15 protein-coding genes and 1 pseudogene are annotated in these 17270 nt (G+C 62.7%); 9 read left to right on the top strand and 7 right to left on the bottom strand.

Features of this window, described 5'->3' with window-relative positions; all coding sequences use genetic code 11:
* Positions 1-40 precede the first annotated feature (40 nt).
* Complete coding sequence (locus NX775_RS01320) at positions 41-676, top strand: class I SAM-dependent rRNA methyltransferase (protein WP_258834344.1); 636 nt, start codon at positions 41-43, stop codon at positions 674-676.
* 12 nt (positions 677-688) lie between these two features.
* On the opposite strand, the gene NX775_RS01315 is transcribed toward NX775_RS01320, so the two are convergent.
* On the bottom strand, positions 689-1417 hold the full coding sequence (locus tag NX775_RS01315; RefSeq protein ID WP_258834343.1) for a siderophore-interacting protein: 729 nt from the start codon (positions 1415-1417) through the stop codon (positions 689-691).
* 37 nt (positions 1418-1454) lie between these two features.
* On the opposite strand from NX775_RS01315, the gene NX775_RS01310 reads away from it, so the two are divergent.
* On the top strand, positions 1455-1931 hold the full coding sequence (locus NX775_RS01310) for a MarR family winged helix-turn-helix transcriptional regulator (protein ID WP_258834342.1): 477 nt from the start codon (positions 1455-1457) through the stop codon (positions 1929-1931).
* Positions 1932-1958: 27 nt separating this feature from the next.
* On the opposite strand, the gene zwf is transcribed toward NX775_RS01310, so the two are convergent.
* The 5 genes from zwf to NX775_RS01285 form a co-directional block, all read right to left on the bottom strand.
* A complete protein-coding gene (zwf, locus tag NX775_RS01305) occupies positions 1959-3425 on the bottom strand; it encodes a glucose-6-phosphate dehydrogenase (RefSeq protein WP_258834341.1) in 1467 nt (488 codons plus the stop codon).
* 309 nt (positions 3426-3734) lie between these two features.
* Positions 3735-6680 (bottom strand): TonB-dependent receptor, encoded by a 2946-nt coding sequence (locus tag NX775_RS01300; protein WP_258834340.1) that lies wholly within the window; start codon positions 6678-6680, stop codon positions 3735-3737.
* 156 nt (positions 6681-6836) lie between these two features.
* On the bottom strand, positions 6837-8678 hold the full coding sequence (locus tag NX775_RS01295) for a glycoside hydrolase family 28 protein (RefSeq protein ID WP_258834339.1): 1842 nt from the start codon (positions 8676-8678) through the stop codon (positions 6837-6839).
* A 2-nt stretch (positions 8679-8680) separates the two neighbouring features.
* Positions 8681-9901: a DUF4861 family protein gene (locus tag NX775_RS01290; protein ID WP_258834338.1), complete on the bottom strand. Its 1221-nt coding sequence runs from the start codon at positions 9899-9901 to the stop codon at positions 8681-8683.
* 15 nt (positions 9902-9916) lie between these two features.
* The gene (locus tag NX775_RS01285) at positions 9917-11314 is read right to left on the bottom strand and encodes a glycoside hydrolase family 88/105 protein (RefSeq protein WP_258834337.1); all 1398 of its coding nucleotides are present in this window, start codon (positions 11312-11314) and stop codon (positions 9917-9919) included.
* 199 nt (positions 11315-11513) lie between these two features.
* Between NX775_RS01285 and NX775_RS01280 the strand changes: the two genes are divergently transcribed.
* The 3 genes from NX775_RS01280 (at position 11514) to NX775_RS01270 (ending at position 14330) form a co-directional block, all read left to right on the top strand.
* Entirely contained in the window at positions 11514-12338 is an 825-nt protein-coding gene (locus NX775_RS01280; RefSeq protein ID WP_258834336.1) for an NAD-dependent epimerase/dehydratase family protein, read from the top strand.
* A 17-nt stretch (positions 12339-12355) separates the two neighbouring features.
* Positions 12356-13231 (top strand): aldose 1-epimerase, encoded by an 876-nt coding sequence (locus tag NX775_RS01275; protein ID WP_258834335.1) that lies wholly within the window; start codon positions 12356-12358, stop codon positions 13229-13231.
* Between the two features lie 526 nt (positions 13232-13757).
* A complete protein-coding gene (locus NX775_RS01270) occupies positions 13758-14330 on the top strand; it encodes a porin family protein (protein ID WP_258834334.1) in 573 nt (190 codons plus the stop codon).
* Positions 14331-14672: 342 nt separating this feature from the next.
* On the opposite strand, the pseudogene NX775_RS01265 reads toward NX775_RS01270, so the two are convergent.
* Positions 14673-14978, bottom strand: a pseudogene (locus tag NX775_RS01265) (IS66 family transposase); the annotation flags it as partial.
* 162 nt (positions 14979-15140) lie between these two features.
* On the opposite strand from NX775_RS01265, the gene NX775_RS01260 reads away from it, so the two are divergent.
* From NX775_RS01260 to NX775_RS01245, 4 genes are all read left to right on the top strand, one after another.
* On the top strand, positions 15141-15674 hold the full coding sequence (locus NX775_RS01260) for a hypothetical protein (RefSeq protein WP_258834333.1): 534 nt from the start codon (positions 15141-15143) through the stop codon (positions 15672-15674).
* Positions 15675-15870: 196 nt separating this feature from the next.
* Positions 15871-16455, top strand: coding sequence for a CDP-alcohol phosphatidyltransferase family protein (locus tag NX775_RS01255; protein ID WP_258834332.1), 585 nt, complete (start codon positions 15871-15873; stop codon positions 16453-16455).
* A gap of 115 nt (positions 16456-16570) precedes the next feature.
* A complete protein-coding gene (locus NX775_RS01250) occupies positions 16571-16837 on the top strand; it encodes a hypothetical protein (protein ID WP_258834331.1) in 267 nt (88 codons plus the stop codon).
* A gap of 203 nt (positions 16838-17040) precedes the next feature.
* Positions 17041-17259, top strand: a complete 219-nt coding sequence (locus tag NX775_RS01245; protein ID WP_258834330.1) for a DUF7684 family protein — start codon at positions 17041-17043, stop codon at positions 17257-17259.
* The last annotated feature ends 11 nt before the right edge of the window (positions 17260-17270 follow it).

Genomic DNA, 17270 nt, shown 5'->3' with positions numbered 1-17270 from the left:
GATTGCTGTATCATCCCCGTCCTGCAAACGAAAGTCACACATGCTCATCATCACCATCAAGCAGGGCAAGGAAAAAGCCCTGCTCGCCGGCGACCCGTGGATCTACCTGTCGGCCGTCGAAAAAGTCGACGGCAAGGGCCACGAACGCAACAAGCCGGGTATCACCGCCATCGTGCAAACGTCGACGCGCCAGTTCATCGGCCGCGCTGCCTACAACGCCAAGTCGCAAATCGTCGGTCGCATGTGGTCGTTGCGCGAAGACGAGCCGGTCGATCATGCAATGATCAAGCGCCGCGTGCAGGCGGCCATCGACAAGCGCGCCGCCACGCTGCGCACTGCCGATCCGCAGGCGCTGATCGCCTTGATCGATGGTGAGAAGGATGGCTTGCCAGGTCTGCAGGTGCACCAGTATGGTGGCGCCGAGGGCTATCTGATCTGCCAGTTCAACGCTGCCGGTGTCGACATGTGGAAGGTGCCGGTCGTGCAGGCGCTACTCAAGGCCACGGGTTGCCGCAACGTCTACGAACGCAGCGATCCGCTCGTGCGCCAGGGCGAAGGCCTGTTGAATACGCCGGGTGCACTGGCCGGCGACGAGCCGCCCGACCGCCTGATGGTACGCGATGGAAAACGCCTGGTGCCGATGGATATCGCCACCGGGTTCACCTATCCGCGCTGAGCGGCTGCCCTGTCAGTCCAGGCGCTCGTGATGGTCGGCCACGCCGCGTTTCCAGTAGGCCGATACTTTGGCGGCCTGGCGTGGCATGCCCGTCTCGACCAGCACCTGGCGCACACGTGCCATCAGCGCCGCTTCGCCGCCACCCCAGGCCAGCCCGGCGCCCGGCTGCAACGGCAAATCCTTCAGCACCTGCAACAGCGCATCGTCGCTGTCGACCCAGTGGATGTGGGCATCGGCTCGGGTCACAAACGCGCGGCGGTCCGCTGCATCCACCAGCAGTACCGCGACGACGCGCTCGCCTGCCGGCAATTCTTCAAGTCTGCGCGTCACGGCCGGCAGCGCGCTGTCGTCGCCGATCAAGAGGTGCCAGTCCATCGCCAGCGGCAGGATCATCGAGCCGCGCGGCCCGCCGATGATCGCGCTATGACCGATAGTTGCATTGCGCGCCCATTCGGCAGCACCGCCATGGCCGTGCAGCGCAAATTCGATGTCGATCTCGCGGGCGTCGGTGTCGACCCGGCGCGGCGTGTAATCGCGCCGTACCTGCTCGCCATTGGCGTCGTTGAACATGAACTTGACGTGGTCGTCGAACGACCGCGACGTGAAGTCCGCCAGCGCCTCGCCCTGGAAGGTGATGCTGGCAAAGCCGGGGCTGACGCGGTTGATGCGCGCGACGGTGACCTCGCGCAGTTTCAGGTCGTGGCGCACGCGCTCGATCGTGGGGATGTCGGTTTCACTCATGCTACACTCCATCAATTAGTTGATAACGTCCACCATTATGCAAAAAGAAGTTGATAGAGTCAACCAAAAAAGCGGCGAAGATGCGCTCGAGGTGATGCACGCGATCGTGCACCTGTATCGTTCGCACCAGATGCGCGGGCTGCGCAACGGCATACAGGCCGGCTCGCACGAACTGGCGCACATGGAAATCAAGGTGCTGCGGTTTTTCGGCCGTCATCCCGGCGCGACGCAGAGCGATCTGGTCGCGCACTCGGGCCGCGACAAGGCGCAGGTTGCGCGTCTGATCAAGGGCTTGCGCGATGCGGGGATGCTCGATGCGGCAGCCGACGAAGCGGACCGGCGCAGTATCCGGCTGACACTGAGCAGTGCAGGGCAGGCGGTGTGTGAGGAACTGCACCGGCAAAGCGGCGCATTAGGAAAGATTGCCCTGGCAGGGCTGGACAAGGACGAGCAGGCGCGCTTGATGGCGTTGCTGGCGCGCGTGCGCGCCAACCTGGAAGCCAGCGCGGCCTGAGGCCGCGCCAGCGGTCGGTCGAGTCGCTTACTCGACCCAGCCGAAGCCGTCGCGCGCCAGCAGCGCGAACGATTCCGGCGGCCCCCACGAGCCGGCCGCATACGCGTGCGGCTTTTCGCCCAGCGTTTCCCAGCCATTGATGATCGGCTCGACCCATTCCCACGCTGCCTCGAGTTCGTCGCGGCGCATGAAGTGCGTCAGGCGACCACGCACGACGTCGATCAACAGGCGTTCGTAGGCTTCGGCGCGGCGCTGCGCGAATGCCGATTGCAGATCGAGGTTCAGGGCGACCTGCTGCATCAGCATGCCGCTGCCCGGCTGCTTGGCGAAGATCTGCAGCTTGATCGCTTCTTCGGGCTGCAGCTCGATGACGAGGCGGTTGGCCACACCGCCTGGGGTCTCGGGGAACAGCGGGAACGGCGGATTGGCGAACTCGATGACGATCTTCGACGAGCGGCGCGCCATGCGCTTGCCGGTACGCAGATAGAACGGCACCTTCGACCAGCGCCAGGTATCGATGTGGGCGCGCAGGGCGACGAAGGTCTCGGTGTGGCTGTCGGCCGGCACGTTGCTTTCTTCGTGATAGCCCTTGGCTTCCTGGTTGCCACTGACGCCACGCGAATACTGGCCACGCACGGTGTCGCGCGCGATATCGGCCAGGCCCATGCGGCGCAGCGAGCGCAGCACCTTGAGCTTTTCGTCGCGTACCGCGTCGGGCGACAGCGAGGTTGGCGGTTCCATCGCCACGATGCACAGCAGCTGCATCAGGTGGTTCTGCACCATGTCGCGCATCGCGCCGGCGCTGTCGTAGAAGCCCGCGCGGCTGCCCACGCCGACTTCCTCGGCCACCGTGATCTGCACGCTGGCGATGTTCGGCGCGCGCCACAGCGGTTCCAGGATCGAGTTCCCGAAGCGCAGCACCATCAGGTTCTGCACGGTTTCTTTACCGAGGTAGTGGTCGATGCGGTAGATCTGCGATTCAGCGAAATGCTTGCCGACCGCCTCGTTGATCTCGACGGCCGAGGCCAGGTCGCGGCCCAGCGGTTTTTCGAGCACGACGCGCGCGTTGGCGTCGACCAGGCCGGTGGCGGCGAGCTTGTCGCAGATCATCGTAAACAGCGATGGCGCCGTGGCGAGATAGAACACGCGCTGGGCGCCGTCGCGCGAGACGTCGCGCAGCGTGTCGAAGACCGGCGCCTCAGCGACGTCGACCTTCACGTAGACCAGCAGATCCAGGAAACCGGCCCAGCTTTTCTCGTTGAAGTTATCGCCGCTGATGAACGAGCGCGAATGCTCTTCGATGAAGGCGAGATACGCTGCGCGGTCATAGTCCTGGCGGCCGGTCGACAGGATGCGGGTCGATGCCGGCAGGTTGCCGTGCAGGTAGGCCATGTACAGGGCGGGCAGCAGCTTGCGCATGGCAAGGTCGCCCATCCCGCCGAAGATGGTCATGTCGAGGGGGAGGCCGTTGTCAATCTCGGTCGAGGTGCTCATGGGTCTTTCGCTGGCAGGTTGGAGAAAATCGCGTGCGTCGCGGGCCGTAGATTGTAGCGTACCTGAGGCCCGACGGATGCCTGGACTGTCCCGCGGAATAGCAGTAGGGTGGGCGGCTATGCCGCCCACGCGTTCAACGAAACGTAGCATGCCACGGTGCGACGTTGATTTGGACGCGTGGGCGGGAAACCCGCCCACCCTACGGCATGGGCGGCGACATCCCACGGAGCGACGTTGCGTTGCACGGGTGGACGCGGGCGAAAAAAAGCCCGCGCAAGCGCGGGCCCAAGGACGCGAGGACGCGTTCGGTCAGAACTTGTAACGCAGGCCGAACAGATATTCGCGGCCCGTGACGTTGTTGACGACGACGCTGTTGCGCGCCCGGCTGATGAACTGGTCGCTTTCTTCGTTGGTCAGGTTGACGCCTTCGAGCGTGAACTCGAGCTTGTCGTTGACCTTGTACGAGAACGACAGGTCGACGTTGAGGGTTTCGTTCTTGCCTTCGACGTCGTTGTTGTTCTGGCCCGGCACGCGGGTCACGAAGCCCGAGCGCTGGGCCGCCGAGACACGCGCGCTGAACTTGCCGTCGTCATAGAACAGCGTGGCGTTCCATGCTTTCGGCGACAGGTTCAGCAGGTCGTCCGTGATGCGCGCGTCGCTGGTCGGCGAGACCAGGTATTCGATCTTCGACGAGACCCGGGTGTAGTTCAGCAGCGTGCCGAAGTTCTTGCCCCAGCCAGGCAGGAACGTGAACGGCTGCTGGTAGTTGATCTCGAAGCCTTTCAGCTTGCCGCCGTCGGTATTGACCGGGGTGGTCAGCGCGAACACTTCTTCGCCCGTGAAGTTCGCCGGCAGCAGCGACAGCGGCAGGCCCGAATCGCGGAACGCCACGTTGGTGCGCAGGCTCTGGATATAGGTATCGATGTTCTTCTGGAACAGGCCCACGCCGACGAACGCCTTGTTCTTGAAGTAGTACTCGAAGCTGGTGTCAAAGGTCTTGGCGCGGAACGGCTTGAGGAACGGGTTGCCCGTGTTGATCGACAGGTTGCCCGTGGTGGCGATGCTGCCGCCCGGCGACAGGAAACCCAGTTGTGGGCGCGTCATGACCTTGGCGGCGCCGATGCGCACGATGAATTCGTCGGTGATGTTTGCAGCGAGGTTGAACGACGGCAGCGTGTCCTTGTAGTCGTGATCGACCGTGACCGCGGTGCCACCACCGGCGGCCTGGTAGCCGGTCGTCGACAGGTCGGTCTTCACGTGGCGTACGCCGACGTTGCCGCGCACCGGGATGTTCCACAGGTCGTAGCGGAACTCGCCCATCAGGTACAGGCCATCGCTCTTTTCGGTGACCGAACGGTTGTTGCCGCGCGCATTGCCGTTCTCGATCGACGACAGCCGGAAGTCGCCCGGCCCGCCGGCAGGGCCGCTCTTGATGCAGTTGCAGTAGATGTCATACGCCGCGGCGATCGCCTGCAGATTCGGCACCGCCCAGCCGGTCGGATTCCCGGCTGGCAGGCCCAGGTTGCTGCCGAAGCCCGTCAGGTTGGTCGTCAATCCGGTAGCGCCTGCGGGCGGCGCGAAGATCGTGTCGTTCTGGTTCACGCGCCGGAATTCGTAAGTGTCCGAGCTGTACTTCTTGCTGTTGACGCCGCCCTTGATCGTGAAGATGTCACTGGCTTCCCACGCCAGGTCGAACTGGCCGACGTTGTTGACGTTGTCGGTGCCTTGCGGACGGGTGCGGATCTCGCTGGTCGTGGTGTTGGGGACCGTGGACGGCTGCGTGCCGCTGGCCACCTGCGGCACACCGACCAGGCCCAGACGGTTGCCCATCGGGTCGAATGGATAGCCGATGACCGGACGGCGGTCGTCGTTGCGCAAGTCGAGCGTGTAGCCATCGACGTTCAGCGCGTCGAGCGTGACCGTGGTTTGCACCGGATTGCGGAACTTCGAATTGGCGCGGCCATAGCGGGCGCTCATGCTCAGCGTGTCGGTGAGCTTGTGTTCGAGTGTCAGCGTCGGCTGCGTGAAAGTCGTCTTGAGTTCGTCGAAGCGCTGCTCGGAGCGGATATCGACGCCGTTGTATTTGCCGTACAGCAGAGCGCCGTTCGGCGCGTACTCGGCCTGCACCACGCTCATTTGCGGCTTGCCGCCCTGGCTGGCGCTGCGGCTGAACGAGGTCGCTTCCAGGAAGTCTTCCTGGCGCGTCGCGTCGAGCTTCGAGTACAGCATGTCGAAGGTGAGCAGGGTGCCGCGCTGCGGACGCCATTGCACCGATGCCGTCAGACCCAGGCGGTCCTGATCGTGGGTCAAGCGGCCATAACGTGGCAGGCGCGGATGGAAGTTGTCCGGGCTGCTGGCGGCGTTGTAGGTAGCCAGGTTTTCCGGGGTGTTCGGCAGGCGCGCGACGCCTTGCGCGGCGGGGCCGCAGGTGGTCGCGGTCGAGTTGGTTGGATTGGCGGCGGCGCCGCGCGGGGCGCACCAGCCGCCCGACGACGGGCCGTTATCCCAGCGCACCGTGCTGAAACCGTCTTCCAGCACACGGCGTTTCGAGAACGCACCCGAGACCAGCACGCCGACCTTGCGGTCGAAGAACGTATCCGAAATCATGAAGGCTGCGCGCGGATCGGTCTTCTCCGAGCCGTCGTTGTACTTGCCCTTGAGGGCGACGGTAGCGTTGAAGCCTTTCAGGTCGAACGGGCGCAGTGTCTGCAGATCGACGGTGGCGCCGAGCGAGCCTTCGTCGACGTCGGCCGAGGAGCTCTTGCGCACCGTCAGGGCGCTGAACAGTTCAGACGCAAACACGTTGAAGTCGAACCCGCGGCCGCGGTTGGTGCCGCCCGAACTGTCGGTGCCGCCCGTCGTTGCCAGACCCTCGATGCCGTTGATGCGCACACGCGTAAAGTCCTGGCCCAGACCGCGCACCGTGATCGAACGGCCTTCGCCGGCATCGCGGTCGATGACGACGCCCGGCACCCGCTGCAGCGACTCGGCCAGGTTCGTGTCGGGGAACTTGCCCATGTCTTCCGACTTGATGACGTCGACGATGCCGTTTTCCTGGCGCTTGGCGTTCAGGGCGCTTTCGAGCGAGGCGCGCAGGCCCGTGACGACCACCGTTTGCGCTGCGCCTGTGCCCGTCGGCGATGCGGCCACTTCCTGCGCGAACGCGGGGCCCAGCGACATGGCGGATACCGAGGCCGTGCCGAGCAGGCACAGGGTGAGTTTGCGCAGCGATGCGCGGTGCGGGTGTTGGTTCATGCTGTCTCCATGCGTTTTTATCGGGGTGGACACGGAAGGTCCACCGGCGCTGCATTTATTTATCTGGTCAGGCCAGTTTTTAGATTCTATGACACAACTTGCAATTTTGGTCAGGCCAATTAAAAAATATTTAAATTTGGCCTGACCTGTTGCGAGTCAGGTCTTTTTATGCAGGATCTGCTTGTAGCGCTTGCCGCCGATGGTGACGTTGTCGAGCGTGATGTCCACAGCGTTGTGGACGAACCACGGTTGCGAGGTGTTGACGGGTGTGCCGAAGTCCGAGTCGCTGATGCGCACGCGCGCGATCGGCGGGATCGCCGTGCCTGGCTTGCCGTTGAAGCTTGACGCCACGGGGCCGAGCAGCACGAACGCCTGGTAGCACGAGAACTGGCCCTTGCCCGTATCGACATTCTTCGTGCGGACGTTGCGGATGTCGATGTCCGACACCTGCGGCGGGCGATTGCGTATCGCGTCGTCGCCCGGCACGTAATCGCAATCGATCGTGACGATGGCGCCCGCGCCAGAGGCGACCGGCTGCCTGATGTCGCGCGCGCCGGCCAGTGGCTTGTACAGCCCGGGTTCAAGCGCCACGCCATTGGGCAGCGTCACGTCGCGCACGTACAGGTGACGCAGAAAACCACCACGGTTCATGTTCGTCTTGAGCCGGATCGCGGTGTTCAGCGGATCGTCCTTCCAGTGCGTGTTACGAAAATCGAGCTGCTGCGCGTAGACGTATTCGATCCCGCCGGCCATCTCGCTGCCAAGCGTGACGCCGCCATGGCCGCTGTTCATCACACAATTCTGGATGACGATATTGCGCGTCGGGCCATGCTGCGTGTCGCTGTTCTTGCCGGCCTTGATCGCGATGCAGTCGTCGCCATTATTGAACTGGCACTCGTCGACCAGCACGCCGTCGCAGGCTTCCGGATCGAAGCCGTCGCTGTTCGGACCCAGGCTTTCCATGTTCACGCGGCGGATGAGCAGGTCCTTGCAATCGACCGGGTGGTGCAACCAGAACGGCGCCGCATTGACTTGGTAACCCTGCAGCAGCACCTTGCTGCAGCCAATCAGCTCGATCATGCACGGACGCAGGTAGTGGCCGTGGCCGAAGACGCGCCGTTCGACCGGCACGCCGGCCTCGGACAGCGCCGGCAGATAGCGCGAGTCGGTCTGCCAGCGGTTTCCCTCGCTCTGGATGCTCGCCTGCAGCCCCGCGTCGATGCCGGGAACGACGCGGTCGAGCGGGGCGTTGGCCGGGTTGGCGGCGACCTCGGTGCGGGTGCGCTTGGGTTGGCCGGGCTGGGCGCGGCCCTTCCAGTCCCACCAACATTCGGCTTGTTGCGCAAAGCCCGGCTCGAACGGCACGCCGCCCTGGCCATTGAGGATGCTGGTCCAGTCCTCGCCCGTCAGCGCGATATTCTGCTGGTCGATCGCGTACACCATCGGCGAATAGTTCAGGCAATCGTTGCCTTGCCAGCGCGAGAGCACCAGTTTGCCGTTGGCGCCGCAGTCATGCGCGCCGTGGCGCGCGTAGTGATCAGGGTTGGCCGAAAAGTGCACCCGTGCGCCGGCAGCCAGGTGCACGTGGACGTTCGAGCGCAGCACGATCGGGCCGGCGCAGTACCAGTCGCCTTTCGGGATCACGACGCGCCCGCCCCCCTTGGCGTGGCAGGCGGCGATGGCGGCCGCGATGGCCGGATAGCTGTCGGGCGAGCCGGGCGCCGGCGTGTCAAGCACGCCATCGACGAGCGAAGCGACCTGGCCCCGCACCTGCACCATCGATGCCGGCTTGGCGCCATAGGCGGTGACGTCAAAGTCTTCCTTGCGAAACACCAGTGGCGTGGCAAAGCGGGCGATGATGTCGTTGGCGCGCTGCCACGGGTCAGGTGGCGTTACCGCTTTGCGGGCGGCGGGGGCGGCCGCAGTGACGCCGGAGAAGAGCAGCGAGGCTGCCGGCACGGTGCGCAGCAGGGCGCGGCGTTTCGGGTGAAATGGCATGGTCAGTTTCCTTTGGTCGGTGCGATGGTCACGCGCACCGGGCTGGCGTCGCGTGCTGCGACGGTTGCCGCCTCGCGTTGCCACAGTTCGCGGCTGGTGATCTCGCCCGCGCGGCGCCAGGCGCCGCCGGCGTAGTAGCGCAGTGGCGTGCCCGGCGTTGACTTGGCCACGATCAGGTCGTTGAGCGCATCCTGCGCGAAACCTTCGGCCGCTGGCAGCACGACTGCGGTACCAAAGGCGTCGTTGGTAGATTGCTCAACCCACTGCAGCAGCACCTTGCCGTCGCGGGTGGTGGCGATTTTTGGCGACTGGCCTTTGTCGGCCGGCGTCTTGTTCAGACCCACGGCTACCGTCAGCGGTCCGTCGCCGCTGGCGGTAAAGGTGCTGTCGATGCGGTCGAACCATTGGCCGGCGTCGACCGTGAAGCGTTTGACTTCGCTGACCTGGCGCCCGTTCGCATCCCACGGTGCGTAGTGCAGTTCGAACACGGTGCGGATCGGGCCATTGGCCAGGATCTTGAAGTTCGCGTAGTTCACGCCCGGATACAAGGTCTCGCCGCTCCAGACGCCGATACCGCCGGCGCCGCGCGACTTGCCGACGTTGTACATGTCCATGCCTTCGCCCTCGTCCTTGTGATAATGGTCGTGGCCCTTGTTGTACCAGCGGTCGACGATCGGATACTCGACGCGCTTGAACCAGATATCCAGGCCGCTCGTCACCAGGACTTCCTTGACGACGCCGGGCGGCGCGGGCGCTGCCAGCGCCGGCCCGTAGGTGCGGTGAGCGATCTTGTCGTTTTCCCACGCGAAGTCGTCCAGTCGCTCGGGCACCTGACGCGCGAAGGTCTTGATCGGGAATGGCGGCGCGACGCCGTCGATGCGTTCGATGGTGAACCCCGCGCTTTTCTCGCCAGCGGCAAAGCTGTGCTGGAACAGCAGTTCACCGTAAGCGACGCCCTCATTTTTCGGGTCCTTCGCCTGTGGCGCGATATTCGTCACCTGGTGCGGCAGCACGCGGCCACGCGCATCCTTCACCGCGATTTTCTGCACCATCGCGCCGGGCAGCGCGGCATTCACGTCCTTCCACGGGATCGAGATGGTTTCGGAGGGGCGGGCGATTGCCAGGTCCTGCTGGACGGTCACGCGGATGCCGTCCGCATGGGCGTGCGTGAGCGGCGCGGCCACTGCAGGGATGAGCAGCGCGGCGAGTACGAGTCGGTTCATGATGTCACTCCAGGGTCAGTGGTGTTCGCGGTAGTCGGTCTGCCCACCCTTGGGCATGTAGTGGTAGGTGCGCACCTTGTGCTGCACCTCGAACGCGGGGTTCGTCACCAGGCGAATGATCTCGGCGCCGGCCAGCAGCATCGGCCCATAGCCGTGCAGTGCGTCCACGCTGGTCGGGCGGTTGTAGTAATAGACCATGTCGCCGGCCAGCGTCGTGCCGACGCACGTGCCTTCGACCTGGCCCAGCGCCGTGATGCGGGTCGACAGCGCGTTCCAGCCGGTTTGCGCGATCGAGCCGTAGGTCGTCGGGCTGACCCAGCCCTCGTTGACTGCATGCGCGATCACATACGTGAAGATGGCGCTGGCGGACGTCTCGAGATACGAGTCGTTGCGGTCGATCATCTGGTGCCACAGGCCGCTACCGCTTTGGAGTTCGGCGATACCCTTGAGCGATGCGCGCAGCTGCGCCAATACTTTCGGGTAGCCAGGATGATCCTTCGGCAGCACGTCGAGCAGGTCGGACATTGCCAGCACCGCCCAGCCATTGGCGCGCGCCCAGTAGAAGCGCGGCGCGTCCGGGTGGTTCGCGTGCCAGCCGTGCGTGTACAGGCCAAGCTGCGGATTGAACATGCGGCTCGACATGCCCATCACGTTAGCGACCGCATCGTCGAAGTACGCGCGCTCGCCCGTCAGGCGGCCCATCTCGGCCAGCGCCGGGATGCTCATGTACATGTCGTCGGCCCACAGCGAGACTTCCTGCGGGCGCTTGCGGGCCATCGTGCCGTCGTCCAGCCGGAACTGGCGCTTGGCGACCCAGTCGCTGCAGGTATCGATCATGGGTTTCAGGTCTGGCCCAACCTTGGCGGCGCGCGCACGCATCAGCGCCGCGCACATCGAGCCGGCGTCGTCGAGCGAGCGCGGATCGAGAAAGCGCGAGAAGCTGTTGGCGCGTTCGAGCTTGAACTGCTGTTCCTGCGCCCGGAAATACGGTAGCGTCTCGGCAAAGAAGGCGAAGTGGCGCCTCGTCATTGCGGTAAAGCCTGGATCCTTGGTGACTTGGGCCGCCTTGAGCAGGCCCGAATGCACGACGCCCATCTCGTACACCTGGATGCCATAATCACCGGCGCTCTTTTCAAAGACGGCGTCCGCACTCGGCTTTTTCAGGTCCGTGATCGGCTGGCCGGTGCGCTTGCTGACGATGCGGGTCGGGGTCGCGCGGTCCATGAAGGCGCGGATCGCCTGCAACTGGGCGGTGACTTCGGCCACCACCGGCTTTTTATAGGGGATCGGGTAGGTGCCTTCGCCGGCGTCGCCCAGGTTCGTGTTGTCGGTATTGCGGTATTGACCTTGGGCCAGCGCGGGCGAGGCTACCAATGCGCAGCCCAGTAGGGCGGCAACGAAGTGCAGTTTCATTTGTCTCCAATCGGCATCGTGATATTCACTGTTGTATTACCTGTGTTGCTCAAGTGCAGGTAACGCTCTTTTGGTCGGCTCATTCTAATTTGGTCTGACCAAAATCGCAAGCTGGACTAGCCACTTTTCGATGTTGTATGGCATACTTTCCCCGAACAAGATTGCGGCAGAATTTAATAGAACACATAAGGAGACGGGCATGACCCAAGCAGTACAGAAAGTCGGCAAGCCATTCAAACGCATCTTGCTGACCGGCGCCGCCGGCGGTCTGGGCAAGGTGCTGCGCGATCGCATCAAGCCGTGGGCCGACGTGGTGCGGCTGTCGGATGTCGTCGACATGGGCGAGGCCCGTGAGGGTGAAGAGATCGTCCAGTGCGACCTGGCCGACAAGGAAGCAGTCATCAAGCTGCTCGAGGGCGTGGACGCTGTGCTGCACTTCGGGGGTGTGTCCACCGAAAAGCCGTTCGAGCCGATCATGCAGGCCAATATCCTCGGCGTGGCCAACCTGTACGAGGCGCTGCACAAGGCCGGCACGAAGCGCGTGATCTTCGCCAGCTCGAATCACGCGATCGGCTACCACCGCACGACCGAGATGCTCGATGCGAATTCGCCGACGCGCCCGGACAGCTACTACGGTTTGTCGAAGGTGTTCGGCGAACAGATGTCGCGCTATTACTATGACCGCTTCGGTATCGAGACCGTCTGCGTGCGGATCGGCTCGAGCTTCCCGGAGCCGGCCAACAAGCGCATGATGAGCACCTATCTGTCGTATGACGATCTGACCGAGCTGCTGCGCTGCGCGCTGTTTGCGCCGCGCGTGGGCCACACGATCGTCTACGGCATGTCGGACAACGACAGCGTCTGGTGGGATAACCGCCTGGTCGCGCACTTGGGCTTCAAGCCGAAGGACAGCTCGCGCACGTTCGCGCACCTGTTCCCGGATTCGTCCGAATTCCCGGCGCCGGATGATGTGACGACAATCTACCAGGGCGGCAAGTTCCTGCTCGACGGCCCGCAATACTGATGCCGGCGGCGCGCCCCATGCTGCAACGCCTCGTCCTGCAGAACCGCAGCCTGGCTGCCGTTATCGTGCCGCAGATCGGCGGCGGCCTCGCGCGCCTGGACTGGCTGGGCGGAGCGCAACCGGCGCCGCTGCTGCGTGGCCTGCCGCCCGACTTTACGGACGTGCCGCAACCCGGCCAGCTGGCCTGCTTCCCGCTGGTGCCGTGGTCGAACCGGATCGCACCAGCCGGCTTCGAGTACGACGGCCAGCGGTATGTGCCGACGCCGAACCGCCCGGGCGAAAAGGTCGCCATTCATGGCGATGGCTGGCAGCAGGCGTGGGACGTGCAGTCGCTGACGTTCGACTCCATCCTGCTGCGCCTGACGCGGCACGCGTTTGCGCCGCTCGCGTATGACGCCACGCTGCGCTACACGCTCGATGGCGACGCGTTGATCGTCGAACTCACGGTGCGCAATGCCGGTGCTGTGGCGCTGCCATTCGGATTGGGGTTGCATCCGTGGTTGCCCGACCCGGGCGGCGCGCAGCTGCAGGCGCGCGCCGATGCGGTCTGGCTGTCGGGGCCCGACAAGCTGCCGTCGAGCCGGCGCGCTGTGCCACCTGCCTGGGACTACCGCACGTTTGCGCCGCTGCCGAAGGAGGCGGTCGACAACGCATTTTCCGGTTGGGACGGCGTGGCGCGTGTGCGCTGGCCAGGGCGGGGCGTGGGTCTCTCGATCGAGGCGGCGATGGATTATTTCATCCTCTATGCGCCACCGGGCCGTGACTTCTTCTGTTTCGAGCCGGTCGACCATCCGATCAATGCCCACAATATGCCGGGCTATCCCGGCTTGACCGTGCTGGCGCCTGGGGCCAGTGTGAGCCGTTCGGTGATCTTCCGGGGCGAATCGCTGTGACGCGCTGACCGCTGGCGATCTGGTTGTTGTGGGCGGTCGGCGGCGACGCAACATCGCGATCGCCCAGCGGTACAACGCCAGGCGCACGTACCGCAACCTTGTCTCCTGCGATCCCGATATCCGTATTGCCAGCAGCACGGCGCCGGGCGCGGTCCGGGTGCGCGAGGACGCCGTCTATGCGCGCCCGGGCGGATTGTCGCGGGCGATCGGCCTGTATTCTCCGGGGCCGCACGCCCGACCGGCCTCTTGTCGCAGTCCCTTTGTCGTTAGCTCCCGGTTTGCCAAGGCGATCTTGTATCCAGGCGTAACAAAATGCATATAGTGCATCTCGCGCGAATTGTTGGCTTACTGTGCGCATCGGTACGGCAACGCCTGAATGTGCGACATGCAGCACGCCGACGGGCCGTGGACCGTGGCGTTTCGTTACAAGTGCTTACGCATGCGCTGTTTGGACCAGAGCCGCCGCGATGTATCTTTTCGCTACGCAATTCATTGGGAACTGCGAACCAGACCAAGGAACAAGACCATGAACAAACTCCTGATCGCGCTCGCGGTCGGCTTGACCGCCATCGCCTCCGCCCAAGCCCAGACCACGACCAATGGGCTCGGCCCCGACTGGGCATCGCGCACCTACCTGGGCGTGGCAGTGGCGGGTGCCGAGAACCGCGCCGCAGATGACGACTGGAAGGCCGGGGGCAAGGTATTCGCAGGCTATAACGTCGACCAGAACTGGGCCCTGGAAGCCGGCTACACCCGCTTCGGCAACGAAGATGTCAATGTCTTCTCGACGTCAGGTTTCGGGCAGGGAGAAGTCAAGAGTTCCAGCAGCTATGTCGCTGCCAAGTATGCGGTGCCGCTGAACGAGCGCCTTTCGGCCTATGGCAAGCTGGGCGTGGCCCGTAACGAGCGCAAGGTCAATCTGGCGTCCAACGGCGCCAGCTATTCGGACAACGACAATGGCGTGTACGGCGCGGTCGGCCTGCAGTATGCGCTGGGCCAGAACCTGTCGCTGGTCGGCGAATATGAGCGCTATGGCAAGCAGCCGGAGATCGGCGCCAAGGCCGACGTGGTGTCGGTCGGCCTGAAGGTCGGCTTCTAACAGGCCGAGCCCCGCGCGGGTCAGCCGCTCGCTCAAGCGGGCGGCTATCCCGTCCGCCCATCACGGTCGACAGCTCGACCTGGCCGGTGCGCCAGGCGAGTACCAGGTTCTGTTCGATCGCATCCAGGCTATCCAGCTGGTCATCGGCGAAGCCGCGCACGCCATATGCCCGGTTGCGGCCGTACGATTTGGCCATGTAGAGCGCCATGTCGACCAGGTTCACCACGCGTTCCCACGTCATGTGCTGCTTGCCGACCGCCAGCGGGAAGGGCGCAAAGCCGATCGAGACATGGATGCTCAGGGCCATGCGTAAGCGTTCAGCCGCCCACCTTCACAGCCGAATCAAGCTAGCTCAGAGTCCGCAAATGGCAGCAGCGAATCGATCTTGCTGTTTCGGCAGGTCGGGAGTTTGTCGAAGGTGTTGGCTAGCCAGCGGGCCGGATCCAGTCCATTGAGCTTGGCCATCGCAAACAGGCTCTGGATGGCTGCGGCGCGGCGGCCAGCACGCTCCGAGCCGGCAAACAGCCAGTTCTTCTTGCCGATGGCGATTGGACGGATCGCGTTCTAGACTGGATTGTTGTCTATCGGGAGAGTGCCGGCGCTGGCGTAGCGCTGCAGAGCCGACCAGCGCTTGAGGGCATGCTCGATGTCCTTCCCGTGCCGCTGCCGACGGCGACGCTGCGCGTCGTGACAGTCCGCGACCTTTTCGCCTTAGTGACCTGATATGCTCAGCTGAATGGCCGGGTACGGCTAGAAGCGGACGGTTAACTCCTACTAAACCAGGTCTGATCTTAAGAAAATCTAAATCTAATGAGTATCGACTACTATGTTTTCACCAAGAGTGGCCAGCGCGTAACGAGGGATCAGCTTGTGGCCGCCCTCATGAAGTACGCAATTAATTCGGAAATATACTGCGATATAGATACGTCAAAGACAATTGAAAGCGAGATTACCGAACACTGCACAGTCCTATGCTGGCCGAACGAATCAATCAGCAGAGCCGAGTTGATCGAGGTTCTTCAACAACAAAATTGTGTCGAGCGGGATAAGCTTTTCGAAGATGGATTGCTTGGATATTGCAACATTTCAGCGAGTGCGGCTCAGGATTTTTTCGAAAATTTTGACAGTGATTATTTCGAGCGATCGTTAGATAAAATTAATTCGCAGGCACTAGCTGAAGCAAAATGTGCCGAGGTGGTGTACGAAGTTTCGACGTCGTCGGGACGATCCGACCGTTCTTCATTCCTTCAAACAGCAGTGTGCAAAGCGATTGCTGAACTTTCGATGGGAGTTATTGAGGACCCGCAGGAAGGTCAATTCTTTTGGCCAAGTGAATGGGGTTGACCTCGACAACGAACGACAGCTTCGGGTCGAAAACGGTCTTCGTGACAGTCAGAGGTTTTTAAGCCTCGGCGGCCTGCTATGCTGAGCCCATCGCTAGGTTCGGCCATGAGTGGACGCGACAAAGGTATACGAGCCACCTGAGAGAGTTCCTGTTCACAGTTACCGAGGGCGCGGCTAACCGCCGCAGAGATTACTGATGTATCCGCTTACACGACTCATACCTTGGTTATTGGTCATTGCTCGAGCACTACTCGCCCCAGTCGCAATATGGATCGCAGTTGCAGGGCTACCTGCAGCGCTGTGGATGGGGCAGTTCGTCATGGCTGCGATGTCTGATTGGTTTGACGGGAAGCTGGCACGCCGCTGGGGAACTGCAACACCAGGTTTGCGCCAGGCTGACAGCATAGCGGACACAATCTACGCCTTTGGGATCGCAATCAGTCTTTGGGTGAGTCATCCTGAAATTATCTATGCGCATCGCTGGGGTATCGGCATCGTCATCACATTGGAGCTACTTCGTTATCCATTAGATTGGTGGCGTTTTGGGCGCGGTGCGAGCTACCATGCGCTGAGCGCAAAGCTTTTTGGGGGTTCACTGCTGGTCGCAGTCAGTATGATTGTGATGTTCGATTACGCGGGGCCCTTCCTCTGGATCTCCTTGTTCGTAGGCCTTCTGTCGGAACTGGAAGGTATTTTAATTTCACTAGTCCTTCCGAAATGGACCCACGACGTCAGGAGCCTAAAAAGTGCGATTGAAATTCGTGCCGGCAAAGCGCAGTAACAGGCAACGATGCTTGGCCCTGCGTCTGCATTGGGTAGCATCTGGCCAGTTTCGACAGGCAGGAATCGGCCAATAGCGGACATACGTTTTCACCAAACTGCTTTTTCGCAATACTATGAGCAAACTCTCCGCATTAATTGATGATGCAAAAGTGGGGCTCTCGATCCAGGAACGTATTCCAGAAGCTAGGTGGAATGCTATCGCAGCGCACTGTGGCGCTCCTGAAGTCGCAGAAATCAAAGCGAGGATAGCTGCATTGAAGGCAGAGCTGGCGACCATCCAAGAGTGGGATGGCGACACTCAAGACGACATCCACTTATCGATTTCGCGCTTCTCTTGCTTACTCGTGCTGACTGGCACACCCCTCGACGTAGTCGGGTGACCTTCCCGTGAAGGTCCGCTTCGGGTCGGTACCGGCCTATCGCGGCAACCGCTGAATTGCCGATCTGGGAGCCTGCTATGCTGAAACGAATAGCCGGATTCGGACAGAAGCAGACCGTTAAAAGGCAAGGATGACCTACCCTGGAAAAATCGTATTGGTGTCTGCGTCTCGATACAGGCCAGAGCGAGACAATGCATTCTTGCGTGACCTGCTTGCAGCTCGCATTGCGCTTTTCTGCCGTTGGCGTGGACGCGGAGAAATGGGAAGACGCTCTCGATTGGACGGGTATCGAAGAAGACGGACTTGGCGGACACGTTATCGTCACGACATCGCATAAAGACGAATCTCTTGCCGAAGTTGTCGCGTTCGCCGAGGTCTTCGAAACGCAAGTGCCTCATCCTGTCCAAGTCGAGTATCGCTAACCCGCCACCTT

Source organism: Massilia aurea, from assembly GCF_024753205.1.
GTDB lineage: Bacteria > Pseudomonadota > Gammaproteobacteria > Burkholderiales > Burkholderiaceae_D > Telluria > Telluria aurea.
Note: the sequence above shows the minus strand (reverse complement) of the source record. Positions and strands in the feature narration are given on the sequence as shown.

Coding starts and splice junctions, on each gene's coding strand:
- NX775_RS01315 (WP_258834343.1), bottom strand. CDS start 1,417: ATGAGTGAAACCGACATCCCCACGATCGAGCGCGTGCGCCACGACCTG.
- NX775_RS01300 (WP_258834340.1), bottom strand. CDS start 6,680: ATGAACCAACACCCGCACCGCGCATCGCTGCGCAAACTCACCCTGTGC.
- NX775_RS01310 (WP_258834342.1), top strand. CDS start 1,455: ATGCAAAAAGAAGTTGATAGAGTCAACCAAAAAAGCGGCGAAGATGCG.
- zwf (WP_258834341.1), bottom strand. CDS start 3,425: ATGAGCACCTCGACCGAGATTGACAACGGCCTCCCCCTCGACATGACC.
- NX775_RS01275 (WP_258834335.1), top strand. CDS start 12,356: ATGCTGCAACGCCTCGTCCTGCAGAACCGCAGCCTGGCTGCCGTTATC.
- NX775_RS01250 (WP_258834331.1), top strand. CDS start 16,571: ATGAGCAAACTCTCCGCATTAATTGATGATGCAAAAGTGGGGCTCTCG.
- NX775_RS01270 (WP_258834334.1), top strand. CDS start 13,758: ATGAACAAACTCCTGATCGCGCTCGCGGTCGGCTTGACCGCCATCGCC.
- NX775_RS01255 (WP_258834332.1), top strand. CDS start 15,871: ATGTATCCGCTTACACGACTCATACCTTGGTTATTGGTCATTGCTCGA.
- NX775_RS01295 (WP_258834339.1), bottom strand. CDS start 8,678: ATGCCATTTCACCCGAAACGCCGCGCCCTGCTGCGCACCGTGCCGGCA.
- NX775_RS01290 (WP_258834338.1), bottom strand. CDS start 9,901: ATGAACCGACTCGTACTCGCCGCGCTGCTCATCCCTGCAGTGGCCGCG.
- NX775_RS01260 (WP_258834333.1), top strand. CDS start 15,141: ATGAGTATCGACTACTATGTTTTCACCAAGAGTGGCCAGCGCGTAACG.
- NX775_RS01320 (WP_258834344.1), top strand. CDS start 41: ATGCTCATCATCACCATCAAGCAGGGCAAGGAAAAAGCCCTGCTCGCC.
- NX775_RS01280 (WP_258834336.1), top strand. CDS start 11,514: ATGACCCAAGCAGTACAGAAAGTCGGCAAGCCATTCAAACGCATCTTG.
- NX775_RS01285 (WP_258834337.1), bottom strand. CDS start 11,314: ATGAAACTGCACTTCGTTGCCGCCCTACTGGGCTGCGCATTGGTAGCC.